Source organism: Sphaerisporangium sp. B11E5 (assembly GCF_039871875.1).
Classification (GTDB): Bacteria; Actinomycetota; Actinomycetes; order Streptosporangiales; family Streptosporangiaceae; genus Sphaerisporangium.
Map to the genome: position 1 here is coordinate 15,005 of NZ_JBDPMD010000064.1, position 13,542 is coordinate 28,546.

Genomic DNA, 13,542 nt, shown 5'->3' on the forward strand with positions numbered 1-13,542 from the left:
CTTTCTACAAGCTCGGTAAAGGTAGGCGAGCTGCCTCAGGTTTGGTCAAGGTACGCGAGCTGGGCGCGCACCGACATCTCGGCCGCCGGCTTGAGGTCCTCGGCGAGGCCGGCGTAGACCACCTCGACGATCTCGGCGGGGGTGACGGCGCCTCCCTCGCGCGCCTCGCGGATCTGGTCGAGCCGCTCGCGGCGGTGGGCGATGTAGGCGTCGAGCACGGCCACCGGGTCGGGCAGCACCGGGCCGTGGCCGGGCAGCAGGGCCGTGGCCTCGGTGATCTCGGCGTCGGCCCGCAGGCGGTCGAGGCTGCGCAGGTAGTCGGCGAGGTCGCCGTCGGGCGCGATGACGGTGGTGCCCCGGCCGAGCACGGTGTCGCCGGTCAGCAGGGCGCCGTCGGCGGGCAGCCAGAAGCACAGCGAGTCGAACGAGTGACCCGGGGTGCCGACCACCCGCACCTCCAGCCCCGCCACGGTCAGGGCGTCGCCGTCGCCGAGCCCCTCGTCGCCGAGCACGTGCCGGGGGTCGAGTGCCCGCACCGGGGCGCCCACCATGGCGGCGAACCGCTTGGCCCCAGCGCTGTGGTCGGGGTGCCCATGGGTCAGCAGGACCGTCTCGACCCGCCGCTCCCCGAGCCGCCCGGCCACCCGCCGCAGGTGCCCTTCGTCGTCCGGCCCCGGATCCACCACCACGACCGCGTCCGCCCCGGGTTCCGCGAGCACCCAGGTGTTGGTCCCGTCCAGCGTCATCGGCGAGGCGTTGGGCGCCAGCACGTTGTACGCCCGCACCGTCCCCGCGCCGTCGGGGCCACCCGCCGGGATACGCAGCTCGCCCCGCGCCCCGTCGAAGGCGCCGGGACGCTCCGGCCCCTGAGCCGTGCCGGAGGCACCCGGACGCTCCGGGCCGGGCGGGTGGTCCACGGCGCCGTGGCCGGCGCCGTCCGGGCCGCCGAGGGGGATCCGCAGGCCGCTCATGGCATGCGGTAGTCGTGGCCGGGGAGGATCAGGCGCATCTCGCCGTCCACCTCGGCGGCGTGCGGCTGGAAGGTCTCCACCTTGCGGTCGCTGGCGAGGACGGCGGAGACGTCGGCGAAATCGGCCATCTCGGTCAGCGTACGGTACGTCGGGGGCATCAGATTGATCTCCCCCTTCCCGGCCCGCTCGATGGCCTGCGCGGGGCGCAGCCACTCCACCTGGTCGGCCTCGCCGCCGACGTCCCTGGTGAGCTGGCCCGGGGGAAGGGCGGCCGCGAAGAACCGGGTGTCGAACCGCTTGAACTCGACCTCGGGCGTGATCCAGTGCCCCCACGGCCGCAGCAGGTCCGCCCGGAGCACCAGCCCGCGCTTGGCCAGGAACCCGGCCATGGACAGGCGGCGATCGATCAGCGCCTCCCGGTCGGCCTCCCAGTCGTCCCCCGTGGTGTCCGCCACCACGGTGCCCGCGCTCGGCCCCGCCAGGAGCACCCCCGACTCCTCGAACGTCTCCCGCACCGCCGCGCACACCAGCCCCCGCGCCGTCACGACGTCCGCGCCGAGCGCCCCGGCCCACTCCCGCGGCTCAGGCCCCGCCCACGCCACGTCGTGATCGGCGTCCCGCGGGTCGACCGACCCGCCGGGGAACACGTACGCCCCCGCGGCGAAGGCCATGCTCGCCTTCCGCCGGATCATGTACACCTCGACCCCGGGCTCCGGGAAGACGCCAGCGGTGGCGGACGCGGCACCAGGGTGCGAGGAGACGCCACCGGTGGCGACGGACGCGGCACCAAGCTCCGGGGCGGCGTCGCGAAGCAGGACCACCGTGGCGGCGTCCCGGGCCGGGACAGGCGCGATCTCGCCCGCGAGGATCGCGCGAGCGCGTTCGCCGAACTCTCCGGGCAGCGGAATGAAGTCCATACCACCTCCACGTACGACCGAACCACGCTCGGCCGGACCATGGTGTCACGGATCACTGAACCTCGGCGACGAGCTCCACCATCGGAGGTGTGCCGGTGCTCCGCCGTACGACGGCGCCGGATTCACCACAGATGGACCCCGCCGTACCGGCGCCGACGAAGGCGCGGCGGGCGGTACGCAGCGACCGGAACGCAGCGACCGGAACGCAGCGACCGGAACGCAGCGACCGGAACGCGGTTGTTGCCGGTGTGGGGTCAGTGGACCTCGGCGATGAGCTCCACCTCCACGGGGGTGTTCAGCGGCAGCTCGGAAACCCCGACGGCGCTGCGGGCGTGGCGGCCCGCCTCGCCGAAGACCTCGGCGAACAGCTCGCTGGCGCCGTTCACGACCTGCGGCTGCCCGGTGAAACCCGGGGCGCTGGCCACGAACCCGACCACCTTGACGATGCGCGCTATGCCCGACAAACCGCCCACGACGGACGCCGCCGCCGCGAGACCGTTGAGCGCGCAGACGCGGGCCGCCCGCTTGGCCTCGTCGGGATCGACCTCGGCCCCGACCTTGCCCGTGAGCAGCAGCTCGCCCCCGACCATGGGCAACTGCCCGGAGACGTACACGTGGTTCCCGGTGCGCACCGCCGGCACGTACGCCGCCAGCGGCGCCACCACCTCGGGCAGCGTCAGCCCGAGCTCGGCCAGCCGCTCCTCGGGAGTGCTCACTGCTTCTCCCGCTTCATGTAGGCGACGAGCTGCTCGGGGTTCGGCCCGGGGATCACCGAGACGAGCTCCCAGCCGTCCTGCCCCCAGTTGTCGAGGATCTGCTTGGTCGCGTGGGTGAGCAACGGCACCGTGACGTATTCGAAGCGCTTCATGGTGGCACTGTAGCGGCGGGTACGGGCCCGCATCCCCGTGCCTGCCGGTGCTGTGGAAAACCTGGGGACACGAGGTGACGGCCGCCGGGGAATCGCCAAGTGACCGTTGGGTAGCCTTCCTGACGTGAGCGCTCTCGACACCGACTGGGACGGAGTACGACTCCACGTCGTCACCGGCAAGGGCGGCACCGGGAAGACCACGGTGGCCGCCGCGCTGGCGCTGGCCCTCGCGGCGGGCGGGCGCAAGGTCCTGCTGGTCGAGGTCGAGGGACGCCAAGGCATCGCGCAGGTGTTCGACACCCCGCCGCTGCCGTACGAGGAGCGCAAGATCGCCGTCGCGCCCGACGGCGGCGACGTGTACGCCCTGGCCATCGACCCCGAAGAGGCCATGCTCGAGTACATCGAGATGTTCTACGGGCTCAAGCGGGCCGGCAAAGCCCTCACCAAGATCGGCGTAATGGACTTCGCCACCACGATCGCCCCCGGCCTGCGCGACGTGCTGGTCACCGGCAAGACCACCGAGGCGGTGCGCCGCCGCGACAAGTCGGGCAGACGCGTGTACGACGCCGTGGTGATGGACGCCCCGCCCACCGGCCGGATCACCCGCTTCCTCAACGTCACCAACGAGGTCGCGGGCCTGGCCAGGATCGGGCCGGTCAAGCACCACGCCGACCTCGTGCGCGGCGTCGTCGCCTCTCCGGAGACCGCCGTCCACTTCGTCAGCCTGCTGGAGGAGATGCCGGTGCAGGAGACGCTGGACGGCATCGCGAGCCTGCGTGAGGCCCGCCTGCCCGTCGGCGGCGTCTTCATCAACATGGTGCGCCCCGAGCTGCTGCCCGAGGCCACGCTGGACGCCGCCGCCCGCGACGACTTCGACCCCGGCGAGCTGGCGCTCGGCCTCAAGGCCGCCGGGCTCGCGGACGGCACGGCGGACGCCACGTCCATCGCCGAGGCCCTCGCCGGAGAGATCGAGGAGCACGCCCGCCGCACCATGCTGGAGCGGCGCGAGCGCGAAACCCTCAACGAGGCCGCCGTCCCCCGGTACGAGCTGCCGCTGCTGGCCGACGGCGCCGACCTCGCCGGGCTGTACGAACTCGCCGAAGCCATCCGTGCCCAGGGGGCGGCATGACATCACGCAGATCACAGCGCACCTCACCGGCCCTCGACATGGACGCCGTGCTGGACGACCCCGGCATCCGCATCATCGTGTGCTGCGGCTCGGGCGGCGTCGGCAAGACCACCACGGCCGCCGCCCTCGGGGTGCGCGCCGCCGAGCGGGGACGCCGGGTGGTCGTGCTCACCGTGGACCCGGCGCGGCGCCTCGCCCAGTCGATGGGCCTGACCGAGCTGGACAACACCCCGCGGCCGGTCGTCGGCGTGGACGGGCCCGGCGAGCTGCACGCCATGATGCTCGACATGAAGCGGACCTTCGACGAGATCATCGAGGCGCACGCCGACCCGGTGCGCGCCCGGCAGATCCTGGAGAACCCGTTCTACCAGTCGCTGTCGTCCAGCTTCTCCGGCACGCAGGAGTACATGGCGATGGAGAAGCTCGGCCAGCTCCGGCGGGCCGGCGAGTGGGACCTGATCATCGTCGACACGCCGCCGTCCCGGTCGGCGCTGGACTTCCTCGACGCGCCGGAACGCCTCGGCAGGTTCCTGGACGGCCGCCTCATCAGGATCCTGATGGCCCCGGCCAAGGCGGGGGGGCGCAGCGCGTTCAAACTGCTCAACGCCGGGTTCGGGTTCGTCGCGGGCGCGATGACGAAGATCCTCGGGGCGCAGTTCCTCAAGGACATCCAGATGTTCGTCGGCGCCCTGGACGCGGTCTTCGGCGGGTTCCGCCAGCGGGCCGAGCAGACGTACAAACTGCTCCAGGCACCCGGCACGGCCTTCGTGGTGGTCGCCGCGCCCGAGCGGGACGCCATGCGCGAGGCGTCGTACTTCGTGGAACGCCTGGCCGAGGAGGGCATGCCTCTGGCCGGGCTGGTGATCAACCGGGTGCACACGTCCCCGGCGCCCGCTCTCTCGGCCGCCCGTAGCGCCGCGGCCGCCGAGGACCTGGAGTCGCGCGGCGGCCACGAGCTCACGGCCGCCGTGCTGCGGCTGCACGCCGGCCGTATGCAACTCGCCGCACGAGAGCACCGGGAACAGGAGCACTTCGCGACGGCACACCCCACTGTGCCGATCGCGCAGGTGCTGGCGATGCCGGAGGACGTGCACGACCTGAACGGGCTGCGCAGGATCGGCGAACTCCTCACGGCGTGACGATCCACGATGATCGTCACAGGAAGACGGTGACGCCTGGCGTCACGATGGCTACGGGCGCGAGGCCACCCTGCCTCCGCCCGCCGGACTCAGCCGGCGATCAACTCGTTGGTCCGCTCGTACTCTTCTTTGGCGAGCTCCAACAGGTCTCGCCACGACGTGACATCCGGCCTGCGCCTGAGCAGCGCACGCCGCTCACGCTCGGTCATGCCGCCCCAGACTCCGAACTCGATGCGATTGTCCAGAGCATCCGCGAGGCACTCCGTACGGACCGGGCATCCTCGGCAGATGAGCTTCGCCCTGTTCTGCGCGGCACCCTGCACGAACAACGCGTCAGGATCCGCACCTCGACAGGCGGCACGGGAGGTCCAATCCGTGATCCACATTTCGACCCCACTCCCCTATAGGTGGTCAGTCGTCACTTGGCGGCCGACGGGCGCGGGCGTCGAGCCTCCTTATTCAGTTGCCGCAGAGGAGAACGTACGCAACCAGACGATCGAACCGACAGACCCCGGGCGGGTCAATTTCCCGCATGGTCATGTCAGGCCATGTGGCCGGGAATGACTAGTCCTCCCCCGCCGGAGTCGCGAGCGAGTCACGCAGAATTGGACTTTGGGTACCTATTACGTCAGCGGTTCGGCATACCCTGGTCATGTGCAAGCTCACGGCAAAGGCCCGGTGTCGGTCATCTTCAACCTCGTGCGCCTCATCGGTGCCGCCCTCGCGGCGGGTGTGCTGATGGCGGCCATCGCGTTGCCTGCCGTAGGCGGCGCGGGCGTCGGTGTCAAAGGCGCCACCGACGCGCTGAACCTGAAGCCGGAAGATCTCCAGGAACCACCTCTGCCGGAGGTCACCGAGATCCGCGACGCGAAGAACAAGCTGATCGCGCAGTTCTACTACCAGAATCGCGAGTCAGTGCCCTTGACGAAGGTCGCGCCGATCATGCGTGAAGCGATCATCGCCATCGAGGACTATCGCTTTTACCAGCACGGCGCGCTTGATCTCGAAGGCACTGTGCGCGCCGCCATGACGAACTTCCAGTCGGGCGGCGTCTCCCAGGGCGGCTCGTCGATCACCCAGCAGTACGTCAAGCAGGTGCTGCTGAACAAGGCGGAGACGGACGAGGAACGCCAGGCGGCCCTCGCGCCCACCCTGCCCCGCAAGCTCAACGAGCTGCGGTACGCCATGGCGATCGAAGAGAAGTACACCAAGGACCAGATCCTGGAGCGGTACCTCAACATCGCCTACTTCGGCGCGAGCGCGTACGGCATCCAGGCCGCGGCCAAGCGCTTCTTCGACAAGCCGGCCTCCGAGCTCAACCTCGAAGAGGCCGCCACGCTGGCCGGCGCCGTGCAGAACCCCAACGCCACCGACCCCAACCTCGGGAAGAAGTACCGGGCCTCCCTGCTGTCCCGGCGCAACATCGTGCTGGACCGCATGGCCGAGCTCAAGAAGATCACCCCGCAGCAGGCGGCGGAGGCGAAGGCCAAGAAGCTCGTTTACAAGGACATCCCGATCCCGGGTGGTTGCGAGCAGAGCGACTACCCGTACTTCTGCCTGTACGTCCAGCACGAGATCCTGAACGACAAGCAGTTCGGCAAGACCCAGAAAGCCCGGCGGGAGTTCCTCAACCGCGGCGGTCTGGTCATCAGGACCACGCTCGACACCAAGATGCAGAAAGCCGCGGACCAGGCCATCAAGAAGTGGGTCAAGGCCTCCGACAAGCCCGTCGCGTCGCAGGCGCTCGTCGAGCCCGGCACCGGCGCCATCAAGGCCATGGCCGCCAGCCGCAAGTTCGGCAGCAGCAAGAAGAAGAACGAGTCGAACTACAACCTCGTGGCCGACGTCGCGCACGGCGGCGGGGCCGGGTTCCAGGCCGGGTCCACCTTCAAGGTCTTCACGCTCACCACGGCGCTGAAGGAAGGCATGAAGTTCGGGGACGGCATCTCGTCCGGCGCGACCTTCCGGGCCGGCGGCTACGGCGACTTCAAGAACTGCAAGGGCCAGGGCGTCGGCGACCCCGGATGGGACGTGCACAACTCCTCCGAGAGCAGCGGCGGCTTCAAGACCCTGCAGACCGGCACGTGGGGCTCGGTGAACACCTTCTTCCTGCGGCTGGAGCAGAAGGTCGGGCTCTGCGACGTCGTGAAGACCGCCAAGGACATGGGCATCAAGCGGGCCGACGGGCAGAAGCTCCGTGAGGTGGAGACCTTCACCCTCGGCGTCAACGAGATGGACCCGGTGACGGTCGCCAGCGCGTACGCCACCCTCGCCGCCCGCGGCCAGTACTGCGCGCCGATGGCGATCACCCAGATCACCGACCGGGACGGCAAGGTCACGAGCTTCAAGCCGAGCTGCAAGCAGGCGCTCGAGGAGGAGGTCGCGGACGCGGTCAACGACATCCTCTCCGGGGTGTTCACCAAGGGCACCATGAGCGGCGTCGGCGGCATCGGGCGGGACGCGGCGGGCAAGACCGGCACCACGGACGGCTCGATGACCGCGTGGTTCGCCGGCTACACCCCCGACCTCGCCTCCGCCGTCAGCCTCGGCGACCCGCGCGGCTCGGCCACCCACCCGCTGCGCGGCGTGACGATCGGCGGCAGGTACTACGGCGAGGTCTTCGGCGCCACCATCTCCGGCCAGATCTGGAAGGCGACGATGCTCAAGGCCCTGGCCGACATCGACCCGACCTCCTTCGTCGCCCCCGACATGAGCCGCTTCGGCGGCTGCAGCACCGGCTGCGCCCCCAAACCCCCCAAGGAGAAGGGCCCCGACGGCGGCCCCTTCTCCCCCGACGACCCCCGAGGCCCCGACAACCCCCGCGGCAACCCCCCGCCCGGCCCCGACCAAGGCGAAGGCGACACCACCGGCACCCCCGCCATCCCCCTGGTCCACCCCACCAACTGACCCCCAGGGGCCGCCCTCACCGGCGGCCCCGTCCCGTTCCAGACCCCGCTGAAGGGCCTCTCCGGCGCCGGTACGGCGCGACGGGGTGCGGCGCGGCCCGCCCGGACGGTCTCAGCCCGAGAGGCGTCCGCGGACCACCTGGGCTACGCGGCCGCCCTCGGCGCGGCCGGCGATCTTGGGGTTGAGGATCTTCATGACCTGGCCCATGGCCTTGGGGCCTTCGGCGCCGCTCTCGGCGATGGCTTCGGCCACGAGGCGGTCCAGTTCCTCGTCGCTGAGCTGGGCGGGGAGGTACTCCTCCAGGACCGCCTGCTCGTCCAGCTCCGCCTGGGCCTGCTCGGCGCGGCCGGCTCCGGCGAAGGCTTCCGAGGCCTCGCGGCGCTTCTTGGCCTCCTTGGTCAGCACCTTGACGATCTCGTCGTCGGACAGGGCGCGGGCCTCCTTGCCTGCCACCTCCTCGGTGCTGACCGCGGCCAGGGCCATTCGCAGTGTGCGGGTGCGGATCTCGTCGCGCGCCTTCATGGCGGTCGTCAGGTCCGCCTTCAACTTGTCCTTCAGAGAAGTCATGAACCCCATCTTGCCGCCCCGCCGGAGGCGGAGTGACCGGACGTCCACAGGACACCCGGATGCGGACGCCAGGAGGCGTAAGGGGCCTCCCTCGGGCATGATGAACAGGTGAGGAAAGCTGCCGCGGTACCCCTGTCCCTGCTCGGCCTCGGCGTGGCCGGGCTTGGTTACGCATCGGTGATCGAGCGCAACTGGTTTCGACTGCGACGCTTCGACGTGCCGGTGCTCGACCCGGGGCAGCGGCCTGTCCGCATCCTCCACATTTCCGACCTTCACCTGACACCGGGCCGGACCCGCCTGATCAACTGGGTTCGCTCCCTGGACGCGCTCAACCCCGATCTCGTCGTGAACACCGGCGACACCATCGCCCACCCCGACGCCATTCCCGCGTACCTGCGCGCCGTGGAGCCCCTCCTGGCCCGCCCCGGGCTGTTCGTCTACGGCTCCAACGACATGTACGCCCCCACCTTCAAGAACCCGGCCAGGTACCTCTGGCGCACCTCGAAGACGGACCGGCGCCAGCACATCCCGAACCTTCCCTGGACCGAGCTCGGCGAGAGCATGACGGCCGCCGGCTGGCACGACGTGAACAACGCCACCACCCGCCTCAAGGTCGGCGACCTCGACGTCCACGTGGGCGGCCTCCACGACTCCCACATCAACCGCGACCGCTACGACGAGATCGCCGGCCCCGCCCCCTCGGACGCCGACCTCCGCCTCGGCGTCATGCACTCCCCCGAGCCGAGAAACCTGACCCGTTTCGCCGAGGACGGCTACCAACTGCTGCTCGCGGGCCACACCCACGGCGGCCAGCTCTGCGTCCCCTTCTACGGCGCCCTGGTGACGAACTGCGGCATAGACCGCAAACGCGTAAAAGGCCTGAACCGCCACGACTCAGCCTGGCTCCACGTCTCCGCCGGCCTAGGCACCTCCCCCACCGCCCCCGTCCGCTTCTCCTGCCCCCCCGAAGCCACCCTCCTCACCCTCCTCCCCCGCCGCCCCACCCCCAAGCAGCCGTACGCGCCAACCCCCAAAGTCCGCTAGACTCAGCGAAGCACAAGCAACCGCCTGTGCTCCGGGGTGTAGCGCAGCTTGGCAGCGCGCTTCGTTCGGGACGAAGAGGCCGTGGGTTCAAATCCCGCCACCCCGACCCAATTGAAGGGCCGTTTCTCGCTAGGACGAGAAGCGGCCTTTTCGCTGTTTGGGCCGTCGGCTTCGACGGGTGCAGGCCAGGAGTACGAGGCCTGGGTTCGAGCTGAGGTTCATGGCCTCGAACGAACAGTGCGAAACGGCTTCCCAGGCGGTGCTCGGCGACCTGGTTGCTCATTGATTACTTGATTACACGCATGACAGGATGCCTGAGAGCCTACAACCACGTCGTCTCGCGAGCTGGAGTGATCACTTGTGATCGTGGAGTATGTCCGCTATCGCATCCCGGGCGAGCGTGGCGAGGATTTCGAGGCGGCTTGTCGCAAGGCTGCCGGCTGTCTGGCACGTGCTCCGCAGTGTGTCGACTACGAGTTGGCCCGCGGCGCCGAACAGGCCGGGTCCTACATTCTGCGGATCACGTGGACGTCGGCGAAGGATCACCTGGAGGGGTTTCGGCGCAGCGAGCTGTTCAAGGAGTTCTTCGCGGCGATCGGTCCGTTCGTGCGTGACATCGAAGAGATGAGTCACTACGAGCGCACAGCGGTGCGCGGTGCGGGGGGTTCGGTTCCTTCGCTGTACGACTGGGTCGGCGGCACCGAGGCGCTCGAGAGGCTCACGGAGAGGTTCTACGAGCTCGTCGCGGGAGATGACCTGATCGGGCCCCTGTTCAGCGGCATGGATCCTGATCACCCGCGCTATGTGGCGATGTGGCTGGGAGAGGTCCTGGGAGGGTCGCCGCGGTACACCGACGAGCGGGGCGGTTACGCGCACATGCTTTCGATGCACCTCGGCAGGGCCATCACAGAACCCATGCGGCGGCGGTGGGTGGGTCTGCTGATGGACGCGGCGGACGATGTCGGGCTGCCCGCCGACCCCGAGTTCCGTGCCGCGTTCACGGGCTACATCGAGTGGGGGACGCGTTTGGCTTTGGCGAATTCACAGCCGGACGCGGAGCCCATGGGGGAGGCTCCTGTGCCGCGCTGGGGTTGGGGTGTGGCCCCTCCCTTCAGCGGCTGAGCACGACGTCCATGCCGGCGGTCAGCCGCTCGACGGCCGTTCCTCGCGTGCGCGAGGGGCGGCCGTTTCGCTGCGGGGGGGCAGGGTCAGCGGGTCCACTCGGGGTCGCGGCCGAGGTAGCGCAGGAGGGTGGCGGTGGCGTCGTCGGTCGGGTGGGGGGTGAGGGCGGGGGCGTAGGCGAAGCCGCGGAGGGGGTCGGCGAGGGTGCGGGCTGTCGGGAGCAGGTGTTCGGAGAGGTCGGTGGTCAGGGGGGAGGGGTGGCCGGTGGCGACCGCTATGTCCCAGGCGTGTACGGCGGCGTCGAGGGCGGCGGCGCCGACGGCGATCTCGGCGGGCAGTTCGCCCTGGGGCAGGGGGGTCGGGACGGCGGACGCGTCGGGGGGCACGGTGGCGAAGGCCTGCGCTGAGGCGGTCAGGGCGCTCTCGAGCAGGTCCCTGGGGTCGGCGGGGGCTTGCGCCGTCGGGTCGAACGGGTTCTCCTCGGGGCCGCCGGTGCCGGTGATCGTGGCGGCGTAGGCGCGCTGGTCGCCTGCGGCGTGGCGCAGGACCTGCGCGACGTTCCACTGCTCGCACGGGGTCTTGGCGGACCAGTCGGCGTCGGTGATCTCGGCGACGGACGTGCGCAGGGCGTTGTGGGCCTGCTCCAGCAGCGACCAGGACGTGACGGACATGAGAGCCTCCGGGTTAGAGCGGAACGGATCGTTCTGTTCAAACTATATCGGAACAGAGCCTTCCGTTCAAGCTATGATGGGGAACATGGAGCCCAGGACAGCGTCCATGAGAGGACGTCAGGCCGAGGCCGCGCGTAACGACCGGACGATCCTCGACGCGGCCCGAGCGGTGTTCATCGCCGACCCCAAGGCACCGATCTCGGCGGTGGCGCAGGAGGCGGGTGTGGGTGTCGGCGCACTGTACCGGCGCTACACCGGCAAGGAGGAACTGCTGCGCACCCTGTGCGAGGACGGTCTGCGCCGGTTCACGGCCATCGCCGAATCCGCGCTGGCGAGGCACGGTGAGCCCTGGGAGGCTTTCGCCACGTTCTTGCGTGAGGTCATCGACTCGGACGTGCACTCGCTGACCGTGCACCTGGCCGGCACGTTCACCCCCACGCCGCAGATGCACGACCTGGCCGCGCACTCGGGGTCGCTCGCCGCGCGCGTCGTGCGCCACGCCAAGGACGCCGGCGCGCTGCGGCCGGACGTGGAGGCCGAGGACCTGACGATGATCTTCGATCAGATCACCGCCATCCGTGCCGGCGACGCCGGTCGCACCGCCGAGCTGCGGCACCGCTACCTGACCCTGCTGCTGGACGGCCTGCGCGCCGGCGCGCAGGTCACCGCGCTCCCCGCCTCCCCGCCGACCGGCGAGGAGCTCGGCCGGCGCTGGCGGCAGACCGAGTCACCCCGCTCCCCGCAGCCCCCGCCGCGCCGCTGACCGGCGCTGCGGGCCGCTTCCGTGCCGGACCCCGCCGTCATGGTCCGGGTCAGGCGAGGCTGAACCTCTCGGCGTGGATCTGGGAACGGGGCACCTCCAGGGCACGGAGGCTTCTCAGTACGGCCGAGGTCATGGCCGGGGGCCCGCAGACGTAGACGTCCCGGTCGCGGATGTCGGGGACGAGGCCGATGAGGCCGGCCGGGGCGAACGGTGTGTTGGGTGGGGAGCCGGCGCCGGTGCGTCCGGTCAGGACGTGGAGCCGGGCGCCTCGGGCCTGTGCCAGCGTGCGCAACTCCGAGAGGAGGACGGCGTCCTCGAGGGTGTGGACGCGGTAGAGCACGACGACCGAGCCTGCCGATTCCTCCAGCAGCGCCCGGACGGGGGTGACGCCGACGCCGCCCGCGATGAGAAGCGTGGCGTCCTTGACCTGGTGAAGGGTGGTGAAGGCGCCGTACGGGCCCTCGGCGAAGACCGGGCTCCCGACGGGGAGGTGGCGCAGGCCGGCACTGGTGTCGCCGACGGCCTTCGCGGTCAGGCGCAGCGAACGGCCGTCGGGTGCGGCCGACAGGGAGAAGGGGTTCGCGTGCGTCCAGTGGTTGTGGCCGGGGAAGCGCCAGATGAAGAACTGACCGGCCCGGGCAGGCAGGCGGTCGAGGTGGCGGCCGGTGACGTGGACCGATACGACGTCGCCCGATTCCGGCACGACGGCGGCCACGCGGAACCGGTGGTAGGCGTTGCGCCGCAGCGGCACGATGACCCGGCCGGCGATCAGGGCGGTGACGACGAGTGCCCACAACGTCCACCAGTAGGCGGTCGACAGGGCGGAGGAGGTGAAGGTGGTGCCTTCCAGGAACTGGTGCACCAGGCCGAGCAGGAGGGCGAGGTACATCAGCATGTGGAGCGCGTGCCAGGTCTCGTACCGCAGCCGGCGCCGGATGTAGCGCACCGACACGGTGGCCATCGCGATGATGACGGCGGCGGCGCACATGCCGAGCAGCGAGGCGGGCACGGCGGCGAGGCTCAGGAACGTCCGCGCCATCGGCCGTCCGTCGAGGGTCGCGTACCCGGCGACGACGAAGGTCGCGTGCAGCACGACCGTCCAGAGCAGCGAGAAGCCGACCCAGCGATGCCAGGAGGTGAGCCGGTCCATGCCGATCCGCCGGTCCAGCCACGGCAGGCGCGCCACCAGGGTCAGTTGCAGCATCATGATCAAGGCGACGTGCAGCCCGAAGAACTTGGCGACGGACAACAACGAGTTCTTCCCGCCCCCTGACGTGAGGAACAGCACCTCCACGATCAGGAGGTTCACCACCACGACGGCCGCCAGCACCGACCGCGCCACCGTGCCGGGTGGTACGACCGCGCGTCCCGGCCGGCGCTCGACAGCAGCCGTCATCCGAACCTCCAGCCACTATCGAATAATGGTCACGCCACGGTGATCGTC

Annotated in this window: 14 protein-coding genes and 1 tRNA gene; 7 read left to right on the forward strand and 8 right to left on the reverse strand. The window is 70.4% G+C overall.

Annotation, left to right across the window (positions count from 1 at the left end; translation table 11 throughout):
• Nucleotides 1–35: 35 nt before the first annotated feature.
• The 4 genes from ABGB17_RS35090 to ABGB17_RS35105 all read right to left on the reverse strand — a co-directional run bounded on the left by ABGB17_RS35090 (nucleotide 36) and on the right by ABGB17_RS35105 (nucleotide 2,756).
• The gene (locus ABGB17_RS35090) at nucleotides 36–971 is read right to left on the reverse strand and encodes an MBL fold metallo-hydrolase (protein ID WP_347637968.1); all 936 of its coding nucleotides are present in this window, start codon (nucleotides 969–971) and stop codon (nucleotides 36–38) included.
• Nucleotides 968–1,888, reverse strand: a complete 921-nt coding sequence (locus ABGB17_RS35095; protein ID WP_347637970.1) for an NUDIX hydrolase — start codon at nucleotides 1,886–1,888, stop codon at nucleotides 968–970. The genes ABGB17_RS35090 and ABGB17_RS35095 overlap by 4 nt, the downstream gene beginning before the upstream one ends.
• A gap of 254 nt (nucleotides 1,889–2,142) precedes the next feature.
• A complete protein-coding gene (locus ABGB17_RS35100) occupies nucleotides 2,143–2,604 on the reverse strand; it encodes a RidA family protein (protein WP_347637972.1) in 462 nt (153 codons plus the stop codon).
• Nucleotides 2,601–2,756, reverse strand: coding sequence for a DUF4177 domain-containing protein (locus tag ABGB17_RS35105; RefSeq protein ID WP_184978497.1), 156 nt, complete (start codon nucleotides 2,754–2,756; stop codon nucleotides 2,601–2,603). The genes ABGB17_RS35100 and ABGB17_RS35105 overlap by 4 nt, the downstream gene beginning before the upstream one ends.
• 124 nt (nucleotides 2,757–2,880) lie before the next feature.
• Between ABGB17_RS35105 and ABGB17_RS35110 the strand changes: the two genes are divergently transcribed.
• On the forward strand, nucleotides 2,881–3,885 hold the full coding sequence (locus tag ABGB17_RS35110) for an ArsA-related P-loop ATPase (protein ID WP_347637974.1): 1,005 nt from the start codon (nucleotides 2,881–2,883) through the stop codon (nucleotides 3,883–3,885).
• Nucleotides 3,882–5,024, forward strand: coding sequence for an ArsA family ATPase (locus ABGB17_RS35115; RefSeq protein WP_347637976.1), 1,143 nt, complete (start codon nucleotides 3,882–3,884; stop codon nucleotides 5,022–5,024). The genes ABGB17_RS35110 and ABGB17_RS35115 overlap by 4 nt, the downstream gene beginning before the upstream one ends.
• A gap of 89 nt (nucleotides 5,025–5,113) precedes the next feature.
• Here the strand turns inward: ABGB17_RS35115 and ABGB17_RS35120 are convergent, their stop codons facing one another.
• Complete coding sequence (locus ABGB17_RS35120) at nucleotides 5,114–5,410, reverse strand: WhiB family transcriptional regulator (protein WP_184978494.1); 297 nt, start codon at nucleotides 5,408–5,410, stop codon at nucleotides 5,114–5,116.
• 268 nt (nucleotides 5,411–5,678) lie between these two features.
• On the opposite strand from ABGB17_RS35120, the gene ABGB17_RS35125 reads away from it, so the two are divergent.
• Nucleotides 5,679–7,931 (forward strand): transglycosylase domain-containing protein, encoded by a 2,253-nt coding sequence (locus ABGB17_RS35125; protein ID WP_347637978.1) that lies wholly within the window; start codon nucleotides 5,679–5,681, stop codon nucleotides 7,929–7,931.
• A 111-nt stretch (nucleotides 7,932–8,042) separates the two neighbouring features.
• On the opposite strand, the gene ABGB17_RS35130 is transcribed toward ABGB17_RS35125, so the two are convergent.
• Nucleotides 8,043–8,498, reverse strand: coding sequence for a GatB/YqeY domain-containing protein (locus ABGB17_RS35130; protein ID WP_347637980.1), 456 nt, complete (start codon nucleotides 8,496–8,498; stop codon nucleotides 8,043–8,045).
• 108 nt (nucleotides 8,499–8,606) lie between these two features.
• Between ABGB17_RS35130 and ABGB17_RS35135 the strand changes: the two genes are divergently transcribed.
• The 3 genes from ABGB17_RS35135 to ABGB17_RS35145 all read left to right on the forward strand — a co-directional run bounded on the left by ABGB17_RS35135 (nucleotide 8,607) and on the right by ABGB17_RS35145 (nucleotide 10,664).
• Nucleotides 8,607–9,542 (forward strand): metallophosphoesterase, encoded by a 936-nt coding sequence (locus tag ABGB17_RS35135; protein WP_347637982.1) that lies wholly within the window; start codon nucleotides 8,607–8,609, stop codon nucleotides 9,540–9,542.
• A 32-nt stretch (nucleotides 9,543–9,574) separates the two neighbouring features.
• A tRNA-Pro gene (locus ABGB17_RS35140) sits at nucleotides 9,575–9,648 on the forward strand.
• A gap of 254 nt (nucleotides 9,649–9,902) precedes the next feature.
• On the forward strand, nucleotides 9,903–10,664 hold the full coding sequence (locus ABGB17_RS35145) for an antibiotic biosynthesis monooxygenase (protein ID WP_347637984.1): 762 nt from the start codon (nucleotides 9,903–9,905) through the stop codon (nucleotides 10,662–10,664).
• Nucleotides 10,665–10,750: 86 nt separating this feature from the next.
• Here ABGB17_RS35145 and ABGB17_RS35150 read toward each other — a convergent pair whose 3' ends face one another.
• Nucleotides 10,751–11,335: a TIGR03086 family metal-binding protein gene (locus ABGB17_RS35150; RefSeq protein ID WP_347637986.1), complete on the reverse strand. Its 585-nt coding sequence runs from the start codon at nucleotides 11,333–11,335 to the stop codon at nucleotides 10,751–10,753.
• Nucleotides 11,336–11,441: 106 nt separating this feature from the next.
• Here ABGB17_RS35150 and ABGB17_RS35155 point away from each other — a divergent pair, with 106 nt between their 5' ends.
• A complete protein-coding gene (locus tag ABGB17_RS35155) occupies nucleotides 11,442–12,098 on the forward strand; it encodes a helix-turn-helix domain-containing protein (protein ID WP_347637988.1) in 657 nt (218 codons plus the stop codon).
• A gap of 49 nt (nucleotides 12,099–12,147) precedes the next feature.
• Here the strand turns inward: ABGB17_RS35155 and ABGB17_RS35160 are convergent, their stop codons facing one another.
• The gene (locus ABGB17_RS35160; protein WP_347637990.1) at nucleotides 12,148–13,494 is read right to left on the reverse strand and encodes a ferredoxin reductase family protein; all 1,347 of its coding nucleotides are present in this window, start codon (nucleotides 13,492–13,494) and stop codon (nucleotides 12,148–12,150) included.
• Between the last annotated feature and the right edge of the window lie 48 nt (nucleotides 13,495–13,542).